General features: G+C 71.3%; 23 protein-coding genes. 16 read left to right on the top strand and 7 right to left on the bottom strand.

What is annotated here, in order from left to right; all coding sequences use genetic code 11:
- Both ACFHW1_RS26205 and ACFHW1_RS26210 read left to right on the top strand, forming a co-directional pair.
- Window positions 1-2,246: ATP-binding protein (locus tag ACFHW1_RS26205; protein WP_416616343.1), on the top strand; the 2,246-nt coding region annotated here is incomplete at its 5' end.
- A complete protein-coding gene (locus ACFHW1_RS26210) occupies window positions 2,243-2,791 on the top strand; it encodes a response regulator (protein ID WP_416550664.1) in 549 nt (182 codons plus the stop codon). The genes ACFHW1_RS26205 and ACFHW1_RS26210, both read left to right, overlap by 4 nt.
- 58 nt (window positions 2,792-2,849) lie before the next feature.
- On the opposite strand, the gene ACFHW1_RS26215 is transcribed toward ACFHW1_RS26210, so the two are convergent.
- Window positions 2,850-3,179, bottom strand: a complete 330-nt coding sequence (locus tag ACFHW1_RS26215; protein ID WP_281552162.1) for an STAS domain-containing protein — start codon at window positions 3,177-3,179, stop codon at window positions 2,850-2,852.
- 117 nt (window positions 3,180-3,296) lie between these two features.
- Between ACFHW1_RS26215 and hemL the strand changes: the two genes are divergently transcribed.
- The 8 genes from hemL to mqnP all read left to right on the top strand — a co-directional run bounded on the left by hemL (window position 3,297) and on the right by mqnP (window position 11,843).
- Window positions 3,297-4,664: a glutamate-1-semialdehyde 2,1-aminomutase gene (hemL, locus tag ACFHW1_RS26220; RefSeq protein ID WP_416616344.1), complete on the top strand. Its 1,368-nt coding sequence runs from the start codon at window positions 3,297-3,299 to the stop codon at window positions 4,662-4,664.
- Window positions 4,661-5,308: a histidine phosphatase family protein gene (locus tag ACFHW1_RS26225; RefSeq protein ID WP_123607031.1), complete on the top strand. Its 648-nt coding sequence runs from the start codon at window positions 4,661-4,663 to the stop codon at window positions 5,306-5,308. The genes hemL and ACFHW1_RS26225 overlap by 4 nt, the downstream gene beginning before the upstream one ends.
- A 1-nt stretch (window position 5,309) precedes the next feature.
- The gene (locus ACFHW1_RS26230) at window positions 5,310-5,999 is read left to right on the top strand and encodes a TlpA family protein disulfide reductase (protein ID WP_416616347.1); all 690 of its coding nucleotides are present in this window, start codon (window positions 5,310-5,312) and stop codon (window positions 5,997-5,999) included.
- On the top strand, window positions 5,992-6,783 hold the full coding sequence (locus ACFHW1_RS26235) for a cytochrome c biogenesis CcdA family protein (RefSeq protein ID WP_416616349.1): 792 nt from the start codon (window positions 5,992-5,994) through the stop codon (window positions 6,781-6,783). Before ACFHW1_RS26230 ends, ACFHW1_RS26235 begins: the two co-directional genes overlap by 8 nt.
- Entirely contained in the window at window positions 6,783-8,372 is a 1,590-nt protein-coding gene (gene resB / locus ACFHW1_RS26240; RefSeq protein WP_416550671.1) for a cytochrome c biogenesis protein ResB, read from the top strand. Before ACFHW1_RS26235 ends, resB begins: the two co-directional genes overlap by 1 nt.
- On the top strand, window positions 8,372-9,373 hold the full coding sequence (gene ccsB / locus ACFHW1_RS26245) for a c-type cytochrome biogenesis protein CcsB (RefSeq protein ID WP_416616350.1): 1,002 nt from the start codon (window positions 8,372-8,374) through the stop codon (window positions 9,371-9,373). The genes resB and ccsB overlap by 1 nt, the downstream gene beginning before the upstream one ends.
- Before the next feature lie 83 nt (window positions 9,374-9,456).
- Window positions 9,457-10,920, top strand: coding sequence for a menaquinone biosynthesis decarboxylase (locus ACFHW1_RS26250; protein ID WP_416550675.1), 1,464 nt, complete (start codon window positions 9,457-9,459; stop codon window positions 10,918-10,920).
- Window positions 10,917-11,843 carry a menaquinone biosynthesis prenyltransferase MqnP gene (gene mqnP, locus ACFHW1_RS26255; RefSeq protein ID WP_416550677.1) on the top strand — a complete coding sequence of 309 codons (927 nt, stop codon included), beginning with the start codon at window positions 10,917-10,919 and terminating at the stop codon, window positions 11,841-11,843. The genes ACFHW1_RS26250 and mqnP overlap by 4 nt, the downstream gene beginning before the upstream one ends.
- A gap of 19 nt (window positions 11,844-11,862) precedes the next feature.
- On the opposite strand, the gene ACFHW1_RS26260 is transcribed toward mqnP, so the two are convergent.
- Complete coding sequence (locus ACFHW1_RS26260) at window positions 11,863-12,927, bottom strand: terpene synthase family protein (protein ID WP_416550679.1); 1,065 nt, start codon at window positions 12,925-12,927, stop codon at window positions 11,863-11,865.
- Window positions 12,928-13,038: 111 nt separating this feature from the next.
- Between ACFHW1_RS26260 and ACFHW1_RS26265 the strand changes: the two genes are divergently transcribed.
- Window positions 13,039-13,668 carry a UbiX family flavin prenyltransferase gene (locus ACFHW1_RS26265; RefSeq protein ID WP_416550681.1) on the top strand — a complete coding sequence of 210 codons (630 nt, stop codon included), beginning with the start codon at window positions 13,039-13,041 and terminating at the stop codon, window positions 13,666-13,668.
- Window positions 13,669-13,691: 23 nt separating this feature from the next.
- Here ACFHW1_RS26265 and ACFHW1_RS26270 read toward each other — a convergent pair whose 3' ends face one another.
- Window positions 13,692-13,952, bottom strand: a complete 261-nt coding sequence (locus ACFHW1_RS26270) for a BldC family transcriptional regulator (RefSeq protein ID WP_347403703.1) — start codon at window positions 13,950-13,952, stop codon at window positions 13,692-13,694.
- A 247-nt stretch (window positions 13,953-14,199) separates the two neighbouring features.
- Between ACFHW1_RS26270 and ACFHW1_RS26275 the strand changes: the two genes are divergently transcribed.
- Together ACFHW1_RS26275 and ACFHW1_RS26280 are read left to right on the top strand one after the other, a co-directional pair.
- Window positions 14,200-14,649 carry an Lrp/AsnC family transcriptional regulator gene (locus ACFHW1_RS26275; RefSeq protein ID WP_416550684.1) on the top strand — a complete coding sequence of 150 codons (450 nt, stop codon included), beginning with the start codon at window positions 14,200-14,202 and terminating at the stop codon, window positions 14,647-14,649.
- A 30-nt stretch (window positions 14,650-14,679) separates the two neighbouring features.
- Complete coding sequence (locus ACFHW1_RS26280; RefSeq protein ID WP_416550686.1) at window positions 14,680-15,780, top strand: PLP-dependent cysteine synthase family protein; 1,101 nt, start codon at window positions 14,680-14,682, stop codon at window positions 15,778-15,780.
- Between the two features lie 6 nt (window positions 15,781-15,786).
- Here the strand turns inward: ACFHW1_RS26280 and ACFHW1_RS26285 are convergent, their stop codons facing one another.
- The 3 genes from ACFHW1_RS26285 to ACFHW1_RS26295 form a co-directional block, all read right to left on the bottom strand.
- Window positions 15,787-16,407, bottom strand: a complete 621-nt coding sequence (locus tag ACFHW1_RS26285; RefSeq protein ID WP_416550688.1) for a putative glycolipid-binding domain-containing protein — start codon at window positions 16,405-16,407, stop codon at window positions 15,787-15,789.
- A gap of 67 nt (window positions 16,408-16,474) precedes the next feature.
- Window positions 16,475-17,911 (bottom strand): DEAD/DEAH box helicase, encoded by a 1,437-nt coding sequence (locus ACFHW1_RS26290; protein ID WP_416551080.1) that lies wholly within the window; start codon window positions 17,909-17,911, stop codon window positions 16,475-16,477.
- A gap of 306 nt (window positions 17,912-18,217) precedes the next feature.
- The gene (locus ACFHW1_RS26295) at window positions 18,218-18,487 is read right to left on the bottom strand and encodes a hypothetical protein (protein ID WP_416616352.1); all 270 of its coding nucleotides are present in this window, start codon (window positions 18,485-18,487) and stop codon (window positions 18,218-18,220) included.
- 79 nt (window positions 18,488-18,566) lie between these two features.
- Here ACFHW1_RS26295 and ACFHW1_RS26300 point away from each other — a divergent pair, with 79 nt between their 5' ends.
- Together ACFHW1_RS26300 and ACFHW1_RS26305 are read left to right on the top strand one after the other, a co-directional pair.
- Window positions 18,567-18,758, top strand: coding sequence for a hypothetical protein (locus ACFHW1_RS26300; RefSeq protein ID WP_416616354.1), 192 nt, complete (start codon window positions 18,567-18,569; stop codon window positions 18,756-18,758).
- A gap of 354 nt (window positions 18,759-19,112) precedes the next feature.
- Complete coding sequence (locus ACFHW1_RS26305; protein WP_416616357.1) at window positions 19,113-19,562, top strand: hypothetical protein; 450 nt, start codon at window positions 19,113-19,115, stop codon at window positions 19,560-19,562.
- A 209-nt stretch (window positions 19,563-19,771) separates the two neighbouring features.
- Here the strand turns inward: ACFHW1_RS26305 and ACFHW1_RS26310 are convergent, their stop codons facing one another.
- Complete coding sequence (locus ACFHW1_RS26310; RefSeq protein ID WP_416616360.1) at window positions 19,772-21,412, bottom strand: C40 family peptidase; 1,641 nt, start codon at window positions 21,410-21,412, stop codon at window positions 19,772-19,774.
- Window positions 21,413-21,709: 297 nt separating this feature from the next.
- On the opposite strand from ACFHW1_RS26310, the gene mqnE reads away from it, so the two are divergent.
- Entirely contained in the window at window positions 21,710-22,879 is a 1,170-nt protein-coding gene (gene mqnE / locus ACFHW1_RS26315; protein WP_416551081.1) for an aminofutalosine synthase MqnE, read from the top strand.
- The last annotated feature ends 23 nt before the right edge of the window (window positions 22,880-22,902 follow it).

Here is a 22,902-nt window from a genome sequence, read left to right on the forward strand (position 1 = left end):
TCGACCAGCTCTCCTCCTTCGCCGACGAGGTCACCCGGGTCGCCCGCGAAGTCGGCACCGAGGGGGAGCTCGGCGGTCAGGCACAGGTCAAGGGCGTCTCCGGCACCTGGCGCGACCTCACCGAGAACGTCAACCAGCTGGCGTCCACCCTGACCACCCAGCTGCGGGCGATCGCGCAGGTCTCCACCTCGGTGACCCGTGGCGACATGACCCAGCACATCACCGTGCAGGCGCAGGGCGAGGTCGCCGAGCTGAAGGACAACATCAACCAGATGATCGTCACCCTGCGGGACACCACCAAGAAGAACGCCGAGCAGGGCTGGCTGGACTCGAACCTGGCGCGGATCGGTGGTCTGCTGCAGGGGCAGCGGGACCTCGGCGAGGTCTGTCGCATGATCATGAATGAGGTGACGCCGCTGGTCGACGCGCAGCTCGGCGCGTTCTTCCTCGCCGACGCCGACGACGGGGTGACCCGCCTCGGGCTCACCGCCGCGTACGGCTACGTGGCCCGGGACCACAAGATCATCTTTGGGCCGGGTGAAGGGCTGGTCGGCCAGGCCGCCGTCTCCCGCCGGACCATCCGGGTGGGCGCCGGCGCCACCGGCGCGCTCACCCTGCGGTCCGGGCTGCTCAGCATCCCGCCCCGGGACCATGTGGTGCTGCCAGTGCTGTTCGAAGGCGAGATGCTGGGGGTGATCGAGTTCGCCTCCGTCGCCGCCTTCTCCGAGCTGCACCTGGCGTTCCTGGAGCGGCTGGTCGCCACGATCGGCATCGCGGTCAACACCATCCAGGCGAACAAGCGCACCGAGGAGCTGCTCGCCCAGTCGCAGCGGCTGGCCAACGAGATGCAGGCCCAGTCGGCCGAACTGCAGCGCACCAACGCCGAACTGGAGGACAAGGCCCGCCTGCTGTCCGAACAGAAGGGCAACATCGAGACCAAGAACCGGGAGATCGAACTGGCCCGGATCGGTCTGGAGGAGAAGGCCCAGCAGCTGTCCCGGGCCTCGGCGTACAAGTCGGAGTTCCTGGCCAACATGAGCCACGAGCTGCGTACCCCGCTGAACTCGCTGCTCCTGCTGGCCCGGTTGCTGGCCGACAATCCGGACGACAACCTCACCGGCAAGCAGATCGAGTTCGCCAAGACCATCCACAGTGCCGGCTCCGATCTGCTGTCACTCATCGACGACATCCTCGACCTGTCGAAGATCGAGGCCGGCCGGATGGACGTGCAGCCGGCCGAGGTGCCGTTCGGCGAGATCCGGTCGTACGTCGAGCAGGCGTTCGCGCCGCAGGTCGACGAGAAAGGGCTGGAACTGCGCGTCGAGGTGGCACCGGACCTGCCGCCGGCGGTCGTCACCGACGCGCAGCGGCTGCAGCAGATCCTGCGCAACCTGCTCTCCAACGCGGTGAAGTTCACCGATGCCGGGTCGGTGACGCTGCAGATCGCCTCCGCCCCGCCGGACCTGACCTTCGAACAACCCGCACTGTCCACCGCCGACCAGGTAGTCGCCTTCACGGTGATCGACACCGGAATCGGCATCTCCGACGACAAGCTCTCGCTGATCTTCGAGGCGTTCCAGCAGGCGGACGGAACGACCAGCAGACGCTACGGCGGCACCGGCCTCGGCCTGTCGATCAGTCGCGACCTGGCCCGGCTGATCGGCGGCGCGATCTCCGTCTCGTCGGTGCCGGGCGAAGGATCCACCTTCACGCTGTACGTTCCCGACGTGCTCAACACCGACGCGGTGCTGCCGCCGGCACCGTTGCCGGCCGCGGCGCCGATCCGCACCGCGCTGCCACCGCTGACCCGGCCGATCGAGGTGGACCGCCCCGAACCGCCGACCACCCGGCGGCTGGACGGGGCCACCGTACTGATCATCGACGACGACGTTCGCAACGTCTTCGCGCTGACCAGCGCGCTGGAGCTGCACGGGATGACCGTGATCTACGCGGACAACGGGGTCGACGGCGTACGTAAACTCGCCGAACGCCCCGAAGTGAACATCGTGCTGATGGACGCGATGATGCCGGACCAGGACGGTTACGAGACGACCCGGATCATCCGCCGCAATGAACGCTTCGCGGACCTGCCGGTGGTCTTCCTGACCGCCAAGGCGATGCCGGGTGACCGGGAGTCCGCGCTGCAGGCCGGGGCGACGGACTACATCACCAAACCGGTCGACCTGGACGAACTGATCACCCTGATGGTGACCTGGATCAACGCGGCTGAGGAGTTGAACTCGTGACTGCCGGATCGGCGAAGGTACTGCTGGTGGACGACCGGCGGGACAACCTGCTCGCCCTGGAGGCGATCCTGCAGGGGATGCCGGTGCAGGCCGTGGCTGTGGAGAGCGGCGAGGACGCGCTGAAGAAGCTGCTGGTGGACGACTTCGCGGTGATCCTGCTGGACGCGCAGATGCCGGAGATGGACGGATTCGAGACGGCCAACCACATCAAGCGTCGCGAACGCACCCGGCACGTACCGATCCTGTTCCTGACCGCCGCGGACCGCGATGCCCAACTCGCCCTGCGCGGGTACGCCGTCGGCGCGGTCGACTACCTGATCAAGCCCTTCGACCCATGGGTGCTGCGGGCCAAGGTCGGCGTCTTCGTCGACCTCTGGGTGAAGAACCGCCAACTCGCCACCCAGGCGGACCTGGTCCGGCAGCGGGACGAACAGGTACGGCAACTGCGTGCGGCGATCGACCGGGCAGCCGCCCGGCTGCGCGACGACGAGGTGAATCCGGCCGAGGTCGCCGACGAGTTGGAGACGGCCCGCTGGGGCGGCTGACCGCAGCGCCGGGCTGGCCGCCCCCGGCTGACCGCGACGCCGGGTCAGCCGGCCCGAGTCAGCCGGCGCCGTTACGGATGGTGAGCGCCGACCGCAGCCCGGTGATGTTCAACACCCGGTGCAGGAACTCGCCGACGTTGGTGAGCAGCAGCAGACTCTGCGCGTGGCTGGCCTTGCGGGTGAGCACCACCAGGGTGCCCAGCCCCTGCGAGTCGCAGAAGGTGACACCGGCCATGTCCAGCACGATCCGGGCCGGCGCGTCACCGAGCAGATCGTTGACGGTGGTGGACAACTGGGCGGCGGTGAGCATGTCGATCTCACCGACGAGGCGTAGTACAGCCTCGTCGGGAGTGCGCCGCAACGCGATCGACAACTCCGCCCGTTCCACCCGGCCAGCGTATCGCGACAGCGCGAACCCGGCCCTGGTACGGCGGTCGCCGCAACCCGGCCGCTGGGCAGGGTCGGATGTGCGGTCGCCTGGTGACGCTGCCACAATGGCAGGGCCGTGACTGCCACCGAAACTGCCGACGCCTGCCCGTACCCGGCGCACGCGCCCGCATCCCAGGCCCTGTTCGACCGCGCCACCAAGATCATCCCTGGCGGGGTCAACTCGCCCGTGCGCGCCTTCCGGGCGGTCGGCGGGACACCCAGATTCATGGCCCGGGGGTCCGGCCCGTGGCTGTTCGACGCCGACGACCGACGTTACCTCGACCTGGTCTGCTCCTGGGGACCGCTGATCCTCGGCCACGCCCACCCCGAGGTGGTCGCCGCGCTCAGCGCAGCCGCCGCGCACGGCACCAGCTTCGGTACGCCGACGCCCGGCGAGGTGGAGCTGGCCGCCGAGATCGTCGACCGTACCCCGGTCGACCAGCTCCGGCTGGTCAACTCCGGCACCGAGGCGACGATGTCGACGATCCGGCTGGCCCGGGGGCACACCGGTCGGCCCCGGATCGTCAAGTTCGCCGGCTGCTACCACGGCCACGTCGACGCACTGCTCGCCGCCGCCGGTAGCGGGGTGGCCACCCTCGGGCTGCCCGACTCGCCCGGGGTGACCGGTGCCGCCGCCAGCGAGACGATCGTGCTGCCCTACAACGACGTGGCGGCGGTGGAGGCGACCTTCGCCGAGCACGGCGACCAGATCGCCGCGATCATCACCGAAGCGGCCGCCGGCAACATGGGTGTGGTGCCGCCGGCCCCCGGCTTCAACGCCGCGCTGGCCCGGATCGCCCACGCGCACGGCGCGCTACTGATCGTCGACGAGGTGATGACCGGGTTCCGGGTCGCCCGGGGCGGCTGGGCCGAGCTGGAGCCGGTCGACGCCGACCTCTACACGTACGGCAAGGTGATGGGTGGCGGTCTGCCGGCCGCAGCGTTCGGTGGCCGGGCCGAGATCATGCGGCAGTTGGCCCCGGCCGGCCCGGTCTACCAGGCCGGCACGCTCTCCGGGAACCCACTGGCCTGCGCCGCCGGGCTGGCCACGCTCCGGCTGGCCGACACCGACCTGTACCGGCGGCTGGCCGACACCGCGACCCGGGTCGCCGAGCTGGCCACCGGGGCGCTCACCGCCGCCGGAGTGCCGCACCGGCTCTCCACCGCCGGCACCATGTTCTCCATCTTCTTCACCGACGCCGAGGTCACCGACTACGCTGGCGCCCGCCGGCAGGACGTCGACGCGTACCGCGCCTTCTTCCACGCGATGCTCGCGCACGGCGTCTACCTGCCCCCCAGTGCGTTCGAGGCATGGTTCGTCTCGGCGGCGATCGACGACGCCGCCCTGGAGCAGCTCGCGGCGGCGCTGCCGGCCGGGGCCGCAGCAGCGGCTGCGGCGGAGGACGGCGCGCTGCGGGCACCGACGCTGGGGGACAACGGATGAAACGGACGGTCGTCCACGTACTGCGGCACGGCGAGGTCCACAACCCGGAGAAGATTCTGTACGGCCGACTGCCCGGTTTCCGGCTCTCCGAACTCGGCGTGCAGATGGCCAAGGCGGCCAGCCAGGCCCTCGCCGACCGGGACGTGGTGCACGTGGTCGCCAGTCCGTTGGAACGCGCCCAGGAGACCGCCGAGCCGATCGCGGCCCAGTTCCGGTTGCCGGTCTCGGTCGACGAACGGCTGATCGAGTCGGCAAACTGGTTCGAGGGCCGGCGGGTCTCCCCCGGCGACGGGTCGTTCCGTGACCCGCGTAACTGGTGGGTGCTGCGCGATCCGGTCACCCCGTCGTGGGGCGAGGCCTACACCGCTATCGCCGAGCGGATGTTCGCTGCGGTGCACGCCGCCCGGGTCGCCGCCGAGGGCCACGAGGCGGTCTGCGTCTCCCACCAGCTGCCGATCTGGACGCTGCGCCGCTACCTGGAACGCAAGCGGCTCTGGCACGACCCGCGCCGCCGGCAGTGCGGCCTGGCCAGCCTGACCGCGATCCACTTCGAGGACGCGAAGGTGGTCGGCATCGGCTACTCCGAGCCGGCCGCCCACCTGATCGCCATGTCGCCGTCGGCGCGGACGGCCAAGGGGGCCTGAGATGCGGTCGGCACGTCGTGGGCTGATCGCGCCTGGCTGTCGGCCTGCCGCCCGGCTCGCCCGGTCTGCCGTGCTTCTCGCCGGTACGCTGGCCGCCGCGCTCGTTCTGACCGGCTGTGCGGCCAGCGACTGGGCGACCGACTGCGAGACCGACCCGCAGGGCGTGATCCGGTGCACCGGTGACGACCGGCCGGCAGCGCCGGAGCTGGACGCCGAGCTGCTCGACGGCTCCGCGTTCGATCCGGCGGCGTACCGGGGCCAGGTCGTGGTGGTCAACTTCTGGGGCTCCTGGTGCCCGCCCTGCCGGGCCGAGGCCGCCGACCTGGAGGCCACCTACCAGGCGACCCGGGACCGGGGGGTGCGGTTCCTCGGCATCAACGTCCGCGACGAACGGGACAAGGCCCGCGCCTTCGAGGCGGGCCGGGTGACGTACCCGAGCCTGTTCGACCCGGCCAGCCGGCTCGCCCTGGACTTCAACATCCCGCCGAACAGCATCCCCGCGACGATGATCATCGACCGGAGCGGCCGGATCGCCACCGTCGTCCGCGCCGAGATCCGCCAGGACAACCTGCAGCCGCTGGTCGAACAGGTCGCCGCCGAGGCGACCGGCGACGATGCCGAGGCGACCGGCGACGATGCCGAGGCGACCGGCGGCGGCGCCGGCGCCGAGCCGGACCCGGCCGATGGGTGAGACGTTCGCCGAGATCGCCCGGGGCGGTCCGGTGCTGCTGGCTCTCGGCCTGGCCGCGCTGGCCGGGCTGGTCAGTTTCCTCTCCCCGTGCATCCTGCCGCTTGCCCCCGGCTACCTGTCGTACGTCACCGGACTGGCCGGCTCCGACCTCGACGCCACCGGCGGCCGCAGCGGCAGCGCTGCCAGCGCGAGTGCTGGCAGTTCCTTCGGCGGCCGGGTGCTGGCCGGGACCCTGCTGTTCATCAGTGGCTTCACCGTGGTCTTCACCCTCACCGCGATCCTGATGGCCAGCGTCGGCCGCCACCTGTTCGTCTACCAGCGGCCGGTGGAGATCGGCGTCGGGCTGCTGATCGTCCTGTTCGGGCTGGCCTTCCTCGGTCTGGTGCCCGGCCTGCAACGCGAGGTGCGGGTACGCCGGCTGCCGGAGGCCGGCCTGGTCGGCGCCCCGGTGTTCGGCGCGGTCTTCGCGCTGTCCTGGACGCCGTGCGTCGGCCCCACCCTCGGCGCGGTGATGGGGATGGCGACGGTCAGTGGCCAGACCGATCGGGCGGTCGCGCTCGCCGTGGCGTACTGCCTCGGGCTCGGTCTGCCGTTCGTCGTCTTCGGTCTGGCGTTCCGCCGGCTGCTCGGCGTGTTCACGGTGATCCGGCGCAACAGCCGCTGGGTCACCCGGGTCGGCGGGGCGATGCTGATCCTGGTCGGGTCGGCGCTGGTCACCGGCGCCTGGACCGACTTCGTCATCTGGTTCCAGGCCACCGTGGGGGCCGGCGAGGTCGGCATCTGATGTCCCGGCCGAATCCGGCGCTGGCCCTGCTGCGCAACTCGTGGCGGCAGCTGACCAGCATGCGGACCGCGTTGATCCTGCTCTTCCTGCTGGCGGTGGCGGCGATCCCCGGCTCGCTGCTGCCGCAACGCGACGTCAACATCGAAAACGTCGACGCGTACTTCGCGGCGAACCCGCGGCTGGCCCCGGTGCTGGACCGGCTCGGCATGTTCGACGTGTTCGCCTCGACCTGGTTCGCGGCGATCTACCTGCTGCTGTTCACCTCCCTGGTCGGCTGCATCGTGCCCCGGCTGCGCGAGCATGTACGGGCGTTGCGGGCCGCGCCGCCGGCCGCCCCGCGCCGGCTCGACCGGTTACCGCAGCACGCCCGCTGGACCACCGCCGGCGACACCACGGCCGGCGACGCACCCGCCGCCGCGCGGGACGCGATCGCCACCGAACTGCGCCGCCGCCGCTGGCGGGTCACCGTCACCGACGACAGTGTCGCCGCCGAGAAGGGCCACCTGAAGGAAACCGGCAACCTGGTCTTCCACCTGTCGCTGATCGGCATCCTGCTCGGGGTCGCCGTCGGGAGCTGGTTCGGCTGGAACGGCAACCGGCTGCTGGTCGCCGGGCCGGACACCGCGTTCTGCAACACCGTGCAGCAGTACGACGAGTACCGACTCGGCCCCCGGATCTCCGACGGTGACCTGCCCCGGTTCTGTCTGGAGCTGACCGACTTCACCGCCACCTTCCTGGAGACCGGACAGCCGGACAGCTACTCCGCCGAGGTAGAGGTCGACGCCGACGGCGGGGCCGCCCGGACCGAGGCGTTCTCGGTGAACTCCCCGCTGCGCCTCGACGGCGCCAACGTCTACCTGCTCGGGCACGGCTACGTGCCGGTGCTGCGCTACACCGACCGCTACGGACAATCGCAGACCGTCTCCGCGCCGTTCCTGGCCGTCGACGGGATGCTGACCAGCGAAGGCGTCGCCAGCTTCCCGGACGCCAACGTCGACCCGGCGAACGGCGAACGGGATCCGCAGCTGCAGGTGGCCTTCGAAGGGCTCTTCCTGCCGTCCGCCCCGCAGCAGCCGCCGTACGTCCGCTCCACTCACCCGGAGCTGCGCGACCCGGCGGTGATGCTGTGGGCGTACCGGGGCAACCTCGGCCTGGACGCCGGCATCCCCGGCTCGGTCTACCAGATCGACCAGCGGCAGGTGGAGGCCGGCAGGCTGCTACCGGTCGGTGATCCGCAGCTGCTGCGGGTCGGCGAGACCATGACCCTGGACGACGGCACCACCATCGAGTTTCTCGACATTTCGCAGTACGTGACCCTGTCGGTCCGGCACGATCCCGGCAGCGGCCTGCTGCTGGCCAGCTCGACGGCGCTGCTGCTCGGGCTGATGCCGGCACTGTTCGGCCGGCGACGCCGGGTGTGGTTCCGGGTCACACCGACCGGCCCCGACGCAGCGTCAACGACGCCCGGTAGTAGCTTGATCGAGGCCGGTGGGCTGCCGCGCACCGACCACCCCGGGTTCGGCGACGAGTTCCGGGAGCTCATCCGGGCACTCGGCGGCGACGCCGGGCCACGGGAAGGACGGCACTGATGTCAGCACTGTCGGATCAACTCCTGGTGGTGGCGATCTTCGCGTATCTGCTCGCGATGATCTGCCACGCGGTCGAAGCCGGGTTCGGCACCCGGCGTACCGCCGCCGCGACGGTGCCCGACCGCGAGCTCGCCGCCGTCGCGGCCGCCGGGACCGGCGGCGGACCCACTCAGCCGACGCCTGGATCCGACCTGACCGGTCCGGCCGTCTACAAGACCACGGGTACGGGCGGCGAGCGGACCGGCTGGCCGGCGGTCGGACTCGCCGGCTGGTTCGCCGTCGGCGCCACCGTGCTGGGTGCCCTGTTCCACCTGGCCTGTCTGGTCACCCGGGGGGTCGCCGCCGAGCGGCTGCCGTGGGGCAACATGTACGAGTACGTGCTGGCGATCACCTTCGTCGGGGTGGCCGCCTGGCTGGTGCTGGTCCACCGCCGGCCGTCGCTGCGGCTGCTCGGCCTGTTCGTCGCGCTCGTCATGGTCGCCCTGCTCGGCCTGGCCGGCCTGGTGTTCTACACCCCGATCACACCGCTGGTGCCGGCCCTGCAGTCCTACTGGTACGCCATCCACGTCTCCACGATCATGGCGTCGTCCGGACTGCTGCTGCTCGGGTCGATCCCGGCCGCCATGTTCCTGCTCCGGTCCGGCTACGAGCAGGGGCGGCGAGGCTTCCCCTACCTGCTGGCCAAGCGGGTGCCGGCGGCGGTGTCGCTGGAACGGCTCACCTTCGGGCTGCACGCCATCGGCTTCCCAGTGTTCACCTTCGCGGTGATCGCCGGGGCGATCTGGGCCGAACACGCCTGGAGCCGGGCCTGGGCCTGGGACCCGAAGGAAACCTGGGCGTTCATCTCCTGGGTGATCTACGCCGGCTACCTGCACGCCCGGGCGACCCCGAGCGTACAGCGGACCACGGTCACCTGGATCGCGATCCTCGGCTTCCTCACCATGCTGATGAACCTGTTCGGGGTCAACTACTTCTTCGAGAGCCTGCACTCCTACGCCTGACCGGCACCGGCCGAGTCCGGACGCGGCGCGAATCACCGCCCCGGGTGGTGGCAGCGGCCACCGGGTAGGCCAGACTTGGCGGCATGGCGGCTCCAGGTTTCCCGTACCAGGATCTGAAGGACTTCGTCGCGGCGCTGGAGACGGCCGGCGAGCTGCGGCGGGTCGACGTACCGGTGGATCCGACGCTGGAGATCAGCGAAGTCGTCACCCGGACCGTGCGGGCCGGCGGCCCGGCGCTGCTGTTCGACCGGCCCACCCGGGGCGAGATGCCGGTGGCGATCAACCTGTTCGGCACCGAACGGCGCACCGCGATGGCGCTCGGCGTCGAGAACCTGAACGAGATCGGCGACCGGATCGGTGCGATGATCAAGCCCGACCTACCGGTCGGCTGGTCGGGCATCCGCGACGGACTCGGCAAGGTCATGCAGCTCACCTCGCTGCCGCCGCGCAAGGTCAGGACCGCGCCCTGCCAGGAGGTCGTCTACACCGGCGCGGACGTCGACCTGAACCGGCTGCCCGGGCTGCAGGTCTGGCCCGGCGACGGCGGCATCTTCCACAACTACGGGCTGACCCACACCAAGCACCCGGAGACCGGCAAGCGCAACCTGGGCCTCTACCGGCTGCAGCAGCACTCGCCGACCACGCTCGGCATGCACTGGCAGATCCACAAGGACTCCACCGCCCATCACGCGGTCGCCGAGCGGCGCGGCGAGCGGCTTCCGGTGGCGGTGGCGATCGGCTGCGACCCGGTGGTCAGCTACTCGGCGTCAGCGCCACTGCCCGGCGACATCGACGAATACCTGTTCGCCGGATTCCTGCGCGGCCAGCGGGTCGAGATGGTCGACTGCAGGACCGTACCGTTGCAGGTGCCGGCGCACGCCCAGATCGTGCTGGAGGGCTACCTGGAGCCGGGCGAGCGGCTGCCGGAGGGCCCGTTCGGCGACCACACCGGCTTCTACACCCCGGTCGAACCGTTCCCGGTGCTGCACATCGAATGCATGACCACCCAGCGGGACCCGCTCTACCACTCGATCATCACCTCGAAGCCGCCGCAGGAGGACCACGGGCTCGGCAAGGCCACCGAACGGATCTTCCTGCCGCTGCTGCGGATGCTGATCCCGGACATCGTCGACTACGACCTGCCGGCCGCCGGGGTGTTCCACAACTGCGTGATCGTGTCGATCCGCAAGCGCTACCCGAAGCACGCCCAGAAGATCATGTCGGCGATCTGGGGGGCCCACCTGCTGTCGCTGTCGAAGCTGATCGTCGTGGTCGACGACGACTGCGACGTGCACGACTACCACGAGGTCGCGTTCCGCGCCTTCGGCAACGTCGACTACGCCCGCGACCTGCTGCTCACCGAAGGTCCGGTGGACCACCTCGACCACTCGTCGTACCAGCAGTTCTGGGGTGGCAAGGCCGGCGTCGACGCGACCCGCAAACTGCCCACTGAGGGCTACACCCGGGGCTGGCCGCAGGAGATGACCATGTCACCGGAGATCGTCTCGCTGGTGGACAAGCGCTGGCGGGAGTACGGGATCTCGTGAGCGCCGCAGCCACCGCCGGGCCGACCGGCGCGCCCGCCGCCCCGGTCGGCAAGATCCGAGCCTTCCTGCGGCTCGTCGCGATCGAGCACTCCGTCTTCGCGCTGCCGTTCGCGTACCTGTCCGCGCTGACCGTGATGGCCCGCCTGGACGGCGGCGTCCGCTGGCTCGACCTGCTGCTGATCACCGTCGCGATGGTCGGGGCCCGGACGTTCGCCATGGCCGCGAACCGGATCATCGACCGGCACATCGACGCGCGCAATCCGCGTACCGCGGGGCGGGAACTGGTGAGCGGGGCGGTGAGCGTCCGGACGGCCTGGACCGGCGCGGTGGTCGCGCTGGTGGTCTTCCTCGGCGCCGCCGCCGCGCTGAACCCGCTCTGCCTCGCGCTCGCCCCGCTGGCGGCGGTCCCACTGGTGGTCTACCCGTACGCCAAGCGGTTCACCGACTGGCCGCACGCGGTGCTCGGGCTGGCCCAGCTGATCGGCCCGGTCGGTGCCTGGCTGGCGGTCACCGGCACCTTCGCCGGTGCCGGGCCGGCGATCCTGCTCGGCGCGGCGGTCGGGCTGTGGATCGGCGGGTTCGACCTGATCTACGCCTGCCAGGACGCCGAGGTCGACCGTGAGATCGGGGTACGCAGCGTGCCCGCCCGGTACGGTCGACGCTTCGCGCTGCACGCCTCGACGGTGGCGCACCTGGTGACGTTCGCCCTGTTCGGGTGGTTCGGCGTGCTGGTCGGCTTCGGCTGGCCGTGGTGGATCGGGCTGGCGTTGACCGCGGTGGCGTTCGGCTACCAGCATCTGGTGGTGACGCCGACCGACCTGTCCCGGGTCAACCGGGCGTTCTTCACCGCCAACGGCTTCGTCGGCATCGCGTTGTTCGCGTTCGCCCTGGTCGACCTGGTGGTACGGCTCGGCCTGCGCTGACCGTTGACCGCCCCGGCCGTCAGCGCCGCTGCCGGTAGCGGGCGCTCTCGAACGACCAGTCGATGGTGCCGCGCACGGCGTACCCGACCCCGGCCAGCAGGCCGTGCGCCGCCCGGTCGTGGTCCGGCCCGAACGGCGGCACCTCGGCTTGGCGTGCGCCGAACGCCGCCATCTCGGCCCGCCACCGGTGCGCGACGATGACCAGCGCGTCGCCGATCGGCACCCGCCGCGTCTCGGCGACCGCCACCACCAGGTTGTGACCGCCGGCGGTGGTCAGGTCGCGGGACAGTGAGAAGAGGTCGTTGTACCAGGAGAGCAAATCGTTGCCGGCGACTCGGACATCGCGCACCCGGGGGTGGTGGAAGACGGCGTCCGGCACCAGGTCGCCGGTCGCGTACTCGATCAAGGTGTACGCCACGTGCGCCGCCGATGTCGCCCGACGCAGCTCGATGTACTCGTCCAGGCCGGGCCGGTGACCAGTTGCCTTGTTCACCGCCTCGCGTACCGCTCCGTCGAGGTGCTCCGCCACCGCCTCGATGAACCGCCGGCACCACCAGTCGGGCATCGACTGACGCACGACCCGCCATGGACCGACCAGCATTCGGCGCAGCGGCCCGGCAAACGCCTGATCGGGACGCGGCTCGGGGTCGAGACGCGGCTCGGGGTTCGCGCCCAGCACCGCCAGCACCTCGTCGGCGAGTCGGCGCAACCTCCCCTCCTGCGGCTCCGCGACCCCGTCGAACTCGTCGTCGAGCAGGAAGAACCAGGCGAACATGGCGGCCAGCACACGCAGCCGGCCCACCGGCACGCTCGGATAGAGCCGGGCGGCGTACCGCCCGATTCGGGCCCCGGCGAGCCGACGATGGGTGGCGGTGCCCGGCGGCAGGCCGCACCGCTGCAGCCAGCCGGGCAGCCAGGAGTCGGCCTGCGCCGCGTACGGGGACAGCACTGTGGGCAGCGGGCACGCGGCGCGCAGCTCCACGAGCAGCTCGCCGAGCAGTTCGGCGGCCGGCTCGTCGAGGCAGGAAGAGCCGTACGGGATGTCGGGGCGGGGCGGCGACGGGGTGAATTTGCGGGAGTCCATGGGCTGCCTGCGAAGTTGCTGCCAATGTGTCCGTAAGGCGGGTCGTCTTACCCTATGGGGTGACCGGGCACCGGCGACAGCCCGCGACCAGCCACGCGAACAGGGATCTCGATGAGAAGACCATGGGTGATCGGCGTCTCCGGGGCGTCCGGTACGCCGTACCCGGCCGCGGTGCTCCGCGCACTGCTCGACGCCGGCCATCCGGTCGACCTGGTGGTGTCCCGCGCGGCCCGGCTCACCCTGCTCGACGAGACGGGCGCGCCGCTGCGGGACAGCCACTGGCGCGCCGACCTGGCCCGCTGGCTCGGCCGTGGGCTGGACGACGCGGACGTACGGTTCTGGCCGGCGGGTGATCTCGCCGCCGGGCCGAGCAGCGGCTCGTACCAGGCGCGCGGCATGGTGGTCGTGCCGGCCAGCACGGCGGCCTGCGCCGGCATCGCCATCGGGCTGTCAAAGGATCTGTTGCAGCGGGCCGCCGAGGTCAACCTCAAGGAACGGCGGCCGGTCGTGCTGGTCCCCCGGGAGACCCCGGTGACCCGCAGTCACCTGGAGCACCTGCTCGCCCTGCATGATGCGGGGGCGGTGGTGCTGCCGGCCAGTCCCGGCTTCTATGGTGCGGGTGCCGACGCCACCGCCGCCCAGTTGGTCGATTTCGTCGCCGGCAAGGTGCTGGACGCGCTCGGCGTACCGCATGACCTGTTCCGGCGGTGGTCCGGCGAGTTGGGCGCGGACCGGCCGTGACCACCGGCTCAGTACGGCCGGCGTCAGTACGGCCCGGCTGCTCCTGATCCGTTCTCGGTGTGCCGGGGCCGAGTGGTCTCCGCGCTTTCCGCCTGCATCTCCTCCAGCACGCCTTCGCCTTCGAGTAGCGCACGCACCTCGGACTCCCGGAACCGACGATGGCCTCCGGGAGTTCGGATACTGCCGATCCGGCCGGCCGCTGCCCATCGTGTGACGGTCTTCGGGTCGACACGGAACAGCGCGGCCACCTCGCCCGGCGTCAGCAGACGATCTCCAGTGTCCACGGTCCCCTCCTCGCGTCCACGACGGCTCTGGCGTGGCCAGTCAGCCCCCCGATGGACCGTGTGCCAGATGCCGTAGTGCCAGACGTACGGCCATTAGAGCACCGGCCGACCGCCGTGTCCGGGAAATGAGCAGAGCTACCCGACTGGGCAGTTGCCCGGTAGGATTAGCGCCCTATATTGTAATTCACCCCAGCTCGTCGACCAGCGGGCCACCCGGGCGGGCGACAGGCACTAGGGTCTACATCCCGTGGACGCCATCGACCTCCGGCTCGTCGATTTGCTGCGCGGCAACGCGCGGCTCTCCTACGCCGAACTCGCCCGCCAGGTCGGACTCTCCGCCCCCGCCGTACACGAACGGATCGGCAAGCTCGAAACCTCCGGCGTGCTGCGCGGCTACCGGGCCGACGCACAGCCGGAATCGGTCGGGCTCGGCGTCACCGCCCTGATCGGACTGGTCGAAGACTCAGGTGCCGACACCGAGGCGGTGCTCGACGCGCTGCGCAACATGCCGGAGATCGAATCCTGCTACTTCATGGCCGGCACCGAGTCGTTTCTCTGCCTCGCCCGGGTCGGCACCATCGCCGAGCTGGAACAGCTCATCATGCGGCTGAACCGGACACCGGGCATCGCCAACACCCGGACCAGCGTCACGCTGTCCACCAAATGGGAGAACCGGCCCCGCCCCCTGACCGGGTGATTCGACAACATCACTTGTTACCGTCTGCGAATGAACGAACTGGACCGGTACGACGACGCCGGCCGGGCCTGGGTGACCGACGCGATCGCCAAGGTCGAGGCGGACGCCAACCGGTCCGCCGACACCCACCTGCTGCCGTTCCCACTCCCCCCGTCCTGGGGCATCGACCTCTACCTCAAGGACGAGTCGGTGCACCCGACCGGCTCGCTCAAGCACCGGCTGGCCCGCTCGTTGTTCCTCTACGGCCTGTGCAACGGGTGGATCGGTCCGCAGACCACGATCGTCGAGGCGTCGTCCGGCTCCACCGCCATCTCCGAGGCGTACTTCGCCCGGATGCTCGGCCTGCCGTTCGTCGCGGTGATGCCCGCCGGCACCTCGGCCGAGAAGATCGCCCAGATCGAGTTCCACGGTGCCCGCCCCCACCTGGTCCGCGACCCGGCCGCTGTAGTGATCGAGGCACGGTGGCTCGCCGAAGACCTCGGCGGGCACTTCATGGACCAGTTCACCTACGCCGAACGGGCCACCGACTGGCGGGGCAACAACAACATCGCCGAGTCGATCTTCGCCCAGCTCGCGCTGGAACGGCACCCGGTCCCGCACTGGATCGTGGTCGGTGCCGGCACCGGCGGCACCAGCGCCACCGTCGGCCGGTACGTCCGCTACCAGCGGCACCGCACCAAGATCTGCGTCGTCGACCCGGAAAACTCCGCTTTCTACCCGGCATGGTGCAGCGGTGACTGGTCGACCTCGACCGGCCGGGGGTCGATGATCGAGGGGATCGGTCGGCCGACCGTCGAAGCGTCCTTCCAGCCGTCCGTGGTGGACCGGATGATCCAGGTCCCGGACGCCGCCTCACTGGCCGCCATGCGTATCGCCAGCGACCTGCTGGGTCGGCGGGTCGGCGGGTCGACCGGCACCAACCTGTGGGGCGCGTTCGCGCTGATCGCGCAGATGCGGGCCGCCGGCGAGCAGGGCTCGGTGGTGACGCTGCTGTGCGACAGCGGCGAACGGTACGCCGCAAGCTACTACTCGGCCGACTGGCTGACCCGGCACGGGCTCGATCTGACCCCGTACCAAGCCGTGGCCGAACACTTCCTGCGTACCGGCGAATGGCCGACCGACGTGTGTTGATCGGGATCAGGCGCGCTGCGCGAGCCCCGGGTAGTGCAGCACGAACCCGTCCGGATCCACCGTCACGTCGGCAGTGAAGCTGTCGCTGCGGTACCGGACCCGGTCAGCGCCGAGCACCGTGTAGGTCTGCTCCATCGGCATCACCTCCAGGCTCGGCACCCGGACCCAGGCCGCGACCAGCCGGTGCTCCTGCCCGGCCGGCTGCTCCGACAACCGCAACCGGCGGATCGGCAGGGTGTTGAACAGCGGCGCCGCGTCCAGATCGACGTCGAGGGCCGCGTCGAGCCGGCCCGGTTCCTCGGTGCCGGGCAGGCCGACCGGGCTGCGCCCGGCCGCCCGCAAAGCACGGTCCAGGTCACCCTGTTCGGCGGTGCTCACCCGCCACCGGCCAAGCGCCCGTTCCATCCGTACGGTCCGCAGCCAGCCGGCACCCTCGACAGTGACGGTGAGCCGGACGGCGGCCCACTGTTCGTCGGTGGCGAGTTCGTAGTGGCAGCTGTACGGCAGCGGCGCCGCCGCCACCGCCACCCCGCGAGCGGTCAGCCCGCGCTGGTCGTCGAAGAGGACCTGATCGGCACCGCCGGTGTCCGTCCGCGTCCAGACGATCGATTTCGGCAACGTCGGCATGTTCCCGACCGTACCGGCCCGACGAGCCGCTGCGGAGCGGGTCGCCGGCGCCGGTCACGCACGCGGGTCAGTAGCTGCGGCTCGGCCGCCGGTCGGTGAAGCGCCGGTCACCACCGCCGCGCCGTCGGTCACCACCGGCCCGGTCGGCACCGCCCCGGGCACCCCGCTCGCCGTCGCCTCGGAAGCGGTCAGCCCCGTCCGCCCGGGAGCGGTCGCCCCGCCCCCGGAAGCGGTCGGGGCGGTCCGGCCGGAACCGGTCCCCCCGCGCGCGAGACTGCCGGGGCGGCTCCGGCTCGTTCACGATCGGTACGCCGCTCGGCTCGGTTGCTCCGGTCAGCTCGGACAACGCGGCGTCGCCGCGGCGTACCCGGGTCTGGGCCGGCTCCACCCCGGCCTTTTCCAGCATGGCCAGGGTGCTGCGCCGCTGCTTCGGCAGCACCAGGGTGGCGACCGCGCCGGACTCGCCGGCCCGCGCGGTCCGCCCCGCCCGGTGCAGGTAGTCCTTGGGGTCCTTCGGCGGGTCGACGTGCACCACCAGCGAGACCCCGTCGACGTGGATGCCCCGGGCAGCCACGTCCGTGGCGACCAGGACGTTCGTCCGCCCTTCCTTGAACTCGGCGAGGGTACGGGTGCGTACCCGCTGGGTCTTGCCGCCGTGCAGGGCACCGGCCCGCACCCCAACCGACGCCAGCTGGTCCACCAGCCGGTCCACGCCCAGCTGGGTACGGGCGAACATCATGGTCCGTCCGGAGCGCGCGGCGATCGAAGCGGCCACGGCGAACTTGTCGCTCGGCGGGATCAGCAGCAGATGATGGTCCATGGTGGTCACGGCGGCGGTGGCCGGCGCGGTGGAATGGGTGACCGGATCGGTCATGAACCGCTGGACCAGTGTGTCGACGTCGTTGTCCAAGGTGGCCGAGAAGAGCAGCCGCTGAGCATCCGCCGGAGTCTTGGCCAACAGCTCGGTGACCTCCGGCAGGAAGCCCATGTCGGCCATCTGGTCCGCCTCGTCCAGGACGGTGATCTCGATGTCGTCCAGCTGGCAGACGCCGCGCTGGATCAGGTCACCGAGCCGCCCCGGGGTGGCCACGATGATCTCCACACCGCGACGCAGCGAATCGATCTGCCGGTCGTACGGGACGCCGCCGACCGCCGTCTTGAGGAAGACCCCGACCGCCCGGCCCAGCGGGAACAACGCGTCGTTGACCTGCATCGCCAGCTCGCGGGTGGGGACCAGAATCAGGGCTCGGGGCCGCAGTGGGCGGGCCCGGCGGCCGTCGGCGATCCGAGCCAGCAACGGCAGGCCGAACGCGAGGGTCTTGCCGGAGCCGGTCTGGCCCCGGCCGAGCACGTCCCGGCCGGCCAACGCGTCGGGCACGGTGGCGCGCTGGATCTCGAACGGAGTGGTGATGCCCTCCCGGGCGAGTGTCCGGACCAGTTGCCGGGGCAGCCCGAGCGCCGCGAAGTCAGGCTCCTCGGCCGCCGGCCCGGCGGCCGTGACCACGACGACCGGATCAGCGGTCTGGCTGGTCGCCGGCTCCGCCGGCAGGCCAGCGGCTTCGGGCACGGTGTCGAGAACGGAGGGGAACGTGCTGGGATCAGCGAAGGTGGTCAAGAAAACCTCTCAGAGCGGGGCGGATCTTCGCGAATGGCCCGTTCCGGTGTGCACCGTTGAATCGCCCGCAAGATCGCCCATGAGCACGCGGTAGCGCGCCGGGTTGATGATCGAGTGACAAGTGTACGGGTTTGCCGCGCTGCTGCCACCTGACCCGTCCGACCGGTGGGCCGACTCACCTCAGCCGATCCGGCGTCAACCGCCCAGCAGCCCGTCGAAGATGTTGGTGAAGATGTTACCCACGACGAGCACCGCGATGATGCCGATCACCACCATCACGGTCAGACCGACCACCATGGCCAGCACCACCTTGGTGGTACTGCGGTCCTCCCGCTCGGGCAGGTCCGCCCAGCCCTGGGCCAGGATGTGGCCGGTCAGCGAGCCGGAGTTCTCCACGGCGGGGTTGAACACCACGCCGCCGGGTGCGCCGGACATGCCGCCGGGTGCCCCCATCGGCAGACCCATCGTCGGATTGGCCGCTGGCCGGTTGGCAGCACCGGGTTGGGAAGGTACGCCGGGAGCACCGGCCGGGGGAGGTCCGGGCGTGTCGCTGTCGGGCCGGCGGGCCCCGTACACCCGCCCGGCGGTCGGGGCCGGGGTGCTGCGTGCCCACTGCCCGTATGCCGGCGGAGGCTCCGGCGGCGCCACCGGTTCCGGCGGCACCGGTGGCTGGTGCCAGGGCGTCGGCGGTGACTCACGCCACGGCGTCGGTGGAACCGCCGGTGGGATCGTGTAACCGCCGGCCGCCTGGGTCATCTGGTACGCGGTCCTGGCTGGCGGCGGGAACGGCGGCGGAGTCGGGCCCGGTGGGTTCGGACCCGGGCCCGGTGGGTACGGGCCTGGCACCGGATCGGGTGAGGTCGGCCGTGGCGGCAACGGCGGAGCCGGGGCCGGGGCGGGTTCCGGCTCGGGTGAGGTCGACCCGGACGGCGGTTCCGCAGGTGCGGGCGGCTGCACTGGGTCGGGGGGTAGGGCCGGATCGCTGGGCGAGGGCTCCTCGGTACGACGCGCACCGTAGACCCGGGTCCCGCCGGTCGGCACCCGGAGCGCCCCGACGTCGCTGGCGGAGAACCGTTGCGCTCCGGCCACCGTGGCGCGGGCACGGGCCGACGCAGCCTCCCCGCCGGCCGCCGGAGGCGACGACACCGCGGCGGGTGGCTCGGTCGCGGCGGCTGCGGACGCCGACGCGGCATGGTCGGCCGGCGGCTGGTCAGTTGCGGCCGGCGGCTGGTCGGTCGTGGCCGGCGGCTGGTCGGTCGTGGCCGGCGGCTGGTCAGTCGTGGCCGGCGGCTGCCAGGGCAAGGCAAACGCCGACCATGCGGACGCCGGCGACGCGGACGCGGACGGCCCGGCCGCCGACGACGACGGGGAAGACGTACCAGGCACGACCGGGACGTCGGCACTGGAGCCGGTGCCGACCGACGACGCCCACAGCGCCCCGGCCGGTGGTGGCGGTGGCGGACTGAACGGAGCCGGCAACTCCTCTGCCGGTGGCGGCGCCGATCCGGACCGGTCGACCTGGTCGGGCACCCGCCGCTGACCACCGTCGACCTGGTCCACCGACGACCAGGGCCGAGCTTCGTCCATCACTGCCTCCCGTGCCAGCTCACCGGAACACCTCCGGCCGGTGAGGAGTCCGCCGGTTTACCGTGCCATACCGATGCACCTCGGCGCAGCCGGAGTATCGGCGTACCGACCGTGGCCGTCTGTCCGGTCCTGGGCGCAACGGTCCGACCGGAGGACGTACGGTCAGCCTTCCAGCGGGCCTGCGCTCGGCGTGCCGGCCGACGTAGCCGACGCGCTCGGGCCGGCCGAAGCGGGACTCGACTCGCTCGGGGTACTGGTCGGCGTCCCGGAGCCGCTCGCGTCCGGATCCGGGGTTCCGGAGCCGCTCGCGTCCGGATCCGGAGTCCCAGAGCCGGTCGGCGACGGGCTGGGGTCACTCGGCGTCGGCATCGGACCGGGCGTGGACGGGCTGGTCGACGGTGACGGGGAAGGCGACGGCGAATCCGTGGGGTCCGGCGACGGCGAATCCGTGGGGTCCGGCGACGGCGAGTCGGACGGGTCGGGCGACGGGTCCGGCGATGGCGTGGGCGTCGGAGTCGGGGTGGGCGACGGGTCCGGCGATGGCGTGGGCGTCGGAGTCGGGGTGGGCGACGGGGTCGGTGCGACCTCGCGGATCACCCGGGTCGCGGCGTAGAACCGGGACCACCAGACGGTGGAGACCTTGACCACGTCTCCGGTGGTCGGCGCGTGCACCATCTTGCCGTTGCCGACGTACATCCCGACGTGGTGCACCGTCGTCCAACTGGACCCGGAGGCGAAGAAAATCAGGTCACCGGGTAGCAGTGCCGACCGGTCCACCTTGTTGTGCCGGGTCGCGTAGTACTGGTCCTTGGCCACCCGGGGCAGGCTGAAGTAGTCGGCGCCGGGCGACCGGTACGCCGCCCACATCAGGCCGGAACAGTCGTAGCGGTGCGGCCCCTCGGCCCCCCACAGGTACGGCTTGCCGAGCTGCTTGAGGGCGAACTCCAGGGCGGCGACGGCACGGGGGTGGGCGGCGGCACCGTCGATCCCGTCGATGCCCTGCCCGATCTCCTGCTCGGCGGCCTCCCGCTGGCGTTCGATCGCCACCAGCTGCTCGGTGTTCTGCTCTTTCAACGCGAGCAGCGCGGTCTCCCGTTGCTTGAACGTGCCCTCGGTGCTGCCGAACTCGCTGCGCAGCGCGTCGACCAGGGCCAGCGCCGCCGTGTAGGTCTGGTACGCCTCCTGCTCGGCGGCTGCGGCGAGCGAGACGTCCCGGTTGGCGGCGTCGGTGCCGACGCCGGGCTGCTGGCCCCGTTGCAGCCGGGACAGGGCACCGAGTCCGTGCAGGTCACCGCGGTACTCGCCGGGCGGCATCGCGGCGGCGTCCTTCAGCGCGTACGACGCCGCGATGTCCGCGTCCCGCTGCGCCTCGATCAGCGCGGTTCGCGCCTCGCGCAGCGACTGCTCGGCGGCGGCCAGTGCGGTCTCCGCCGCGGTCTGCTCCTGTTCGAGCTCGAGCAACTGCTGACCGAGCAGCGCGACCTCGGTCTCACCGGCGTAGATCTGCGCGGCGAGCGGGCCCTCCACCGGGGTGGGTGTGATGGCCGGCGCGTTGGTCGTCGGGCCGGTGCCGGGCAGCTGCAGGCCGCCGGCGGGCACCGGCCGGCTGCCGGTGTCCGGCACGGTCGCCGGCTGGGCGTACACCGGGGAGGCGAGGGCGACTGCGGTGACGGCACCGAGCAGGCCGGCCCACAGGGCCGGACTCAGCCGGACCGGAACGGCACCGACCATCACGAACCGGCGTTGCCGTCGTGCTCCGTCGCGCCGCTGGCCCACCGCCGCGCCCCTGCTTCTTCGTGCCATGCCTGCCCGCTCGCTCCCGTACGGCGCGTTTGTCCGGTGCTGATGCGCCGGAACCGAGTCGCGTCGCCTGGTGTCGCCTGTCCCACATCGGTCTTACCGCACGGGGCTGCTGATGTCGATGAGTCGTGAGGTAACGAGAAGCTGAGAGGTTGCCGGCCTGGGCATGACGCAGGTCGCTGTGCCGCCGGGCGACGAGCCGACCGACGGTCCCGGGACGTACCCTCGAACGCGGATCACGACTGATGGTCGTCGACGGCGGGTCGTCGGCGTGGCCGGCCGGGAAGGGGCGTGGCGGACGTGGACGCTGGTCGCAAGCGTGAGCTCGAAGAGAAGGTGTACGCCGGGGAGCGGCTGGACCACACCGACGGGGTGGACCTGTACGCCAGCGACGACCTGGCCTGGCTGGGCCGGCTGGCGCACCACCGGCGGACCGAGCTCAACGGCGACCGGGTGATGTTCAACGTCAACCGGCACCTCAACCTGACCAACGTGTGCAGCGCCTCCTGCGCATACTGCTCGTTCCAGCGCAAGCCGGGCGAGAAGGACGCGTACACGATGCGCATCGACGAGGCCGTTCGTAAGGCCAAGGAGATGGAGGACGAGCAGCTCACCGAGCTGCACATCGTCAACGGCCTGCACCCGACCCTGCCCTGGCGGTACTACCCGAAGGTGCTGCGCGAGCTGAAGGCGGCGTTGCCGAACGTCAAGCTCAAGGCGTTCACCGCGACCGAGGTGCAGTGGTTTGAAAAGATCAGCGGGCTGCCGGCGGACGAGATCCTCGACGAGCTGATGGACGCCGGTCTGGAGTCGCTGACCGGTGGCGGCGCGGAGATCTTCGACTGGGAGGTCCGCCAGCACATCGTCGACCACGCCTGCCACTGGGAGGACTGGTCACGGATTCACCGGCTGGCGCACAGCAAGGGGCTGCGGACGCCGTCAACGATGTTGTACGGGCACATCGAGGAACCCCGGCACCGGGTGGACCACGTGCTGCGGCTGCGCGAGTTGCAGGACGAGACCGGCGGTTTCACCGTCTTCATCCCGCTGCGCTACCAGCACGACTTTGTCGACTCGGCGGACGGCAAGATCCGGAACCGGATCCAGGAGCGCACCACGATGGCGGCACCGGCCGAGTCGTTGAAGACCTTTGCGGTGTCCCGGCTGCTGTTCGACAACGTGCCGCACGTCAAGTGTTTTTGGGTGATGCACGGGCTGTCCGTGGCGCAGTTGTCGCTCAACTTCGGCGTCGACGACCTGGACGGGTCGGTGGTCGAGTACAAGATCACCCACGACGCGGACTCCTACGGCACACCGAACACCATGCACCGCGAGGACCTGCTGCACCTGATCTGGGACGCCGGCTTCCAGCCGGTCGAGCGGGACACCCGCTACCAGGTGGTACGCGAGTACGACCGGCCGCCGGCGCTGGCCGAACGGCGGGCCGAGCCGCAGCAGATCTGGGCCTGACTGGACTCGTTCAGCAAGGCGCG

The sequence above is a fragment of the Micromonospora sp. LOL_014 genome (genome assembly GCF_048060245.1).
In the GTDB taxonomy this organism is placed as follows: Bacteria; Actinomycetota; Actinomycetes; order Mycobacteriales; family Micromonosporaceae; genus Micromonospora_E.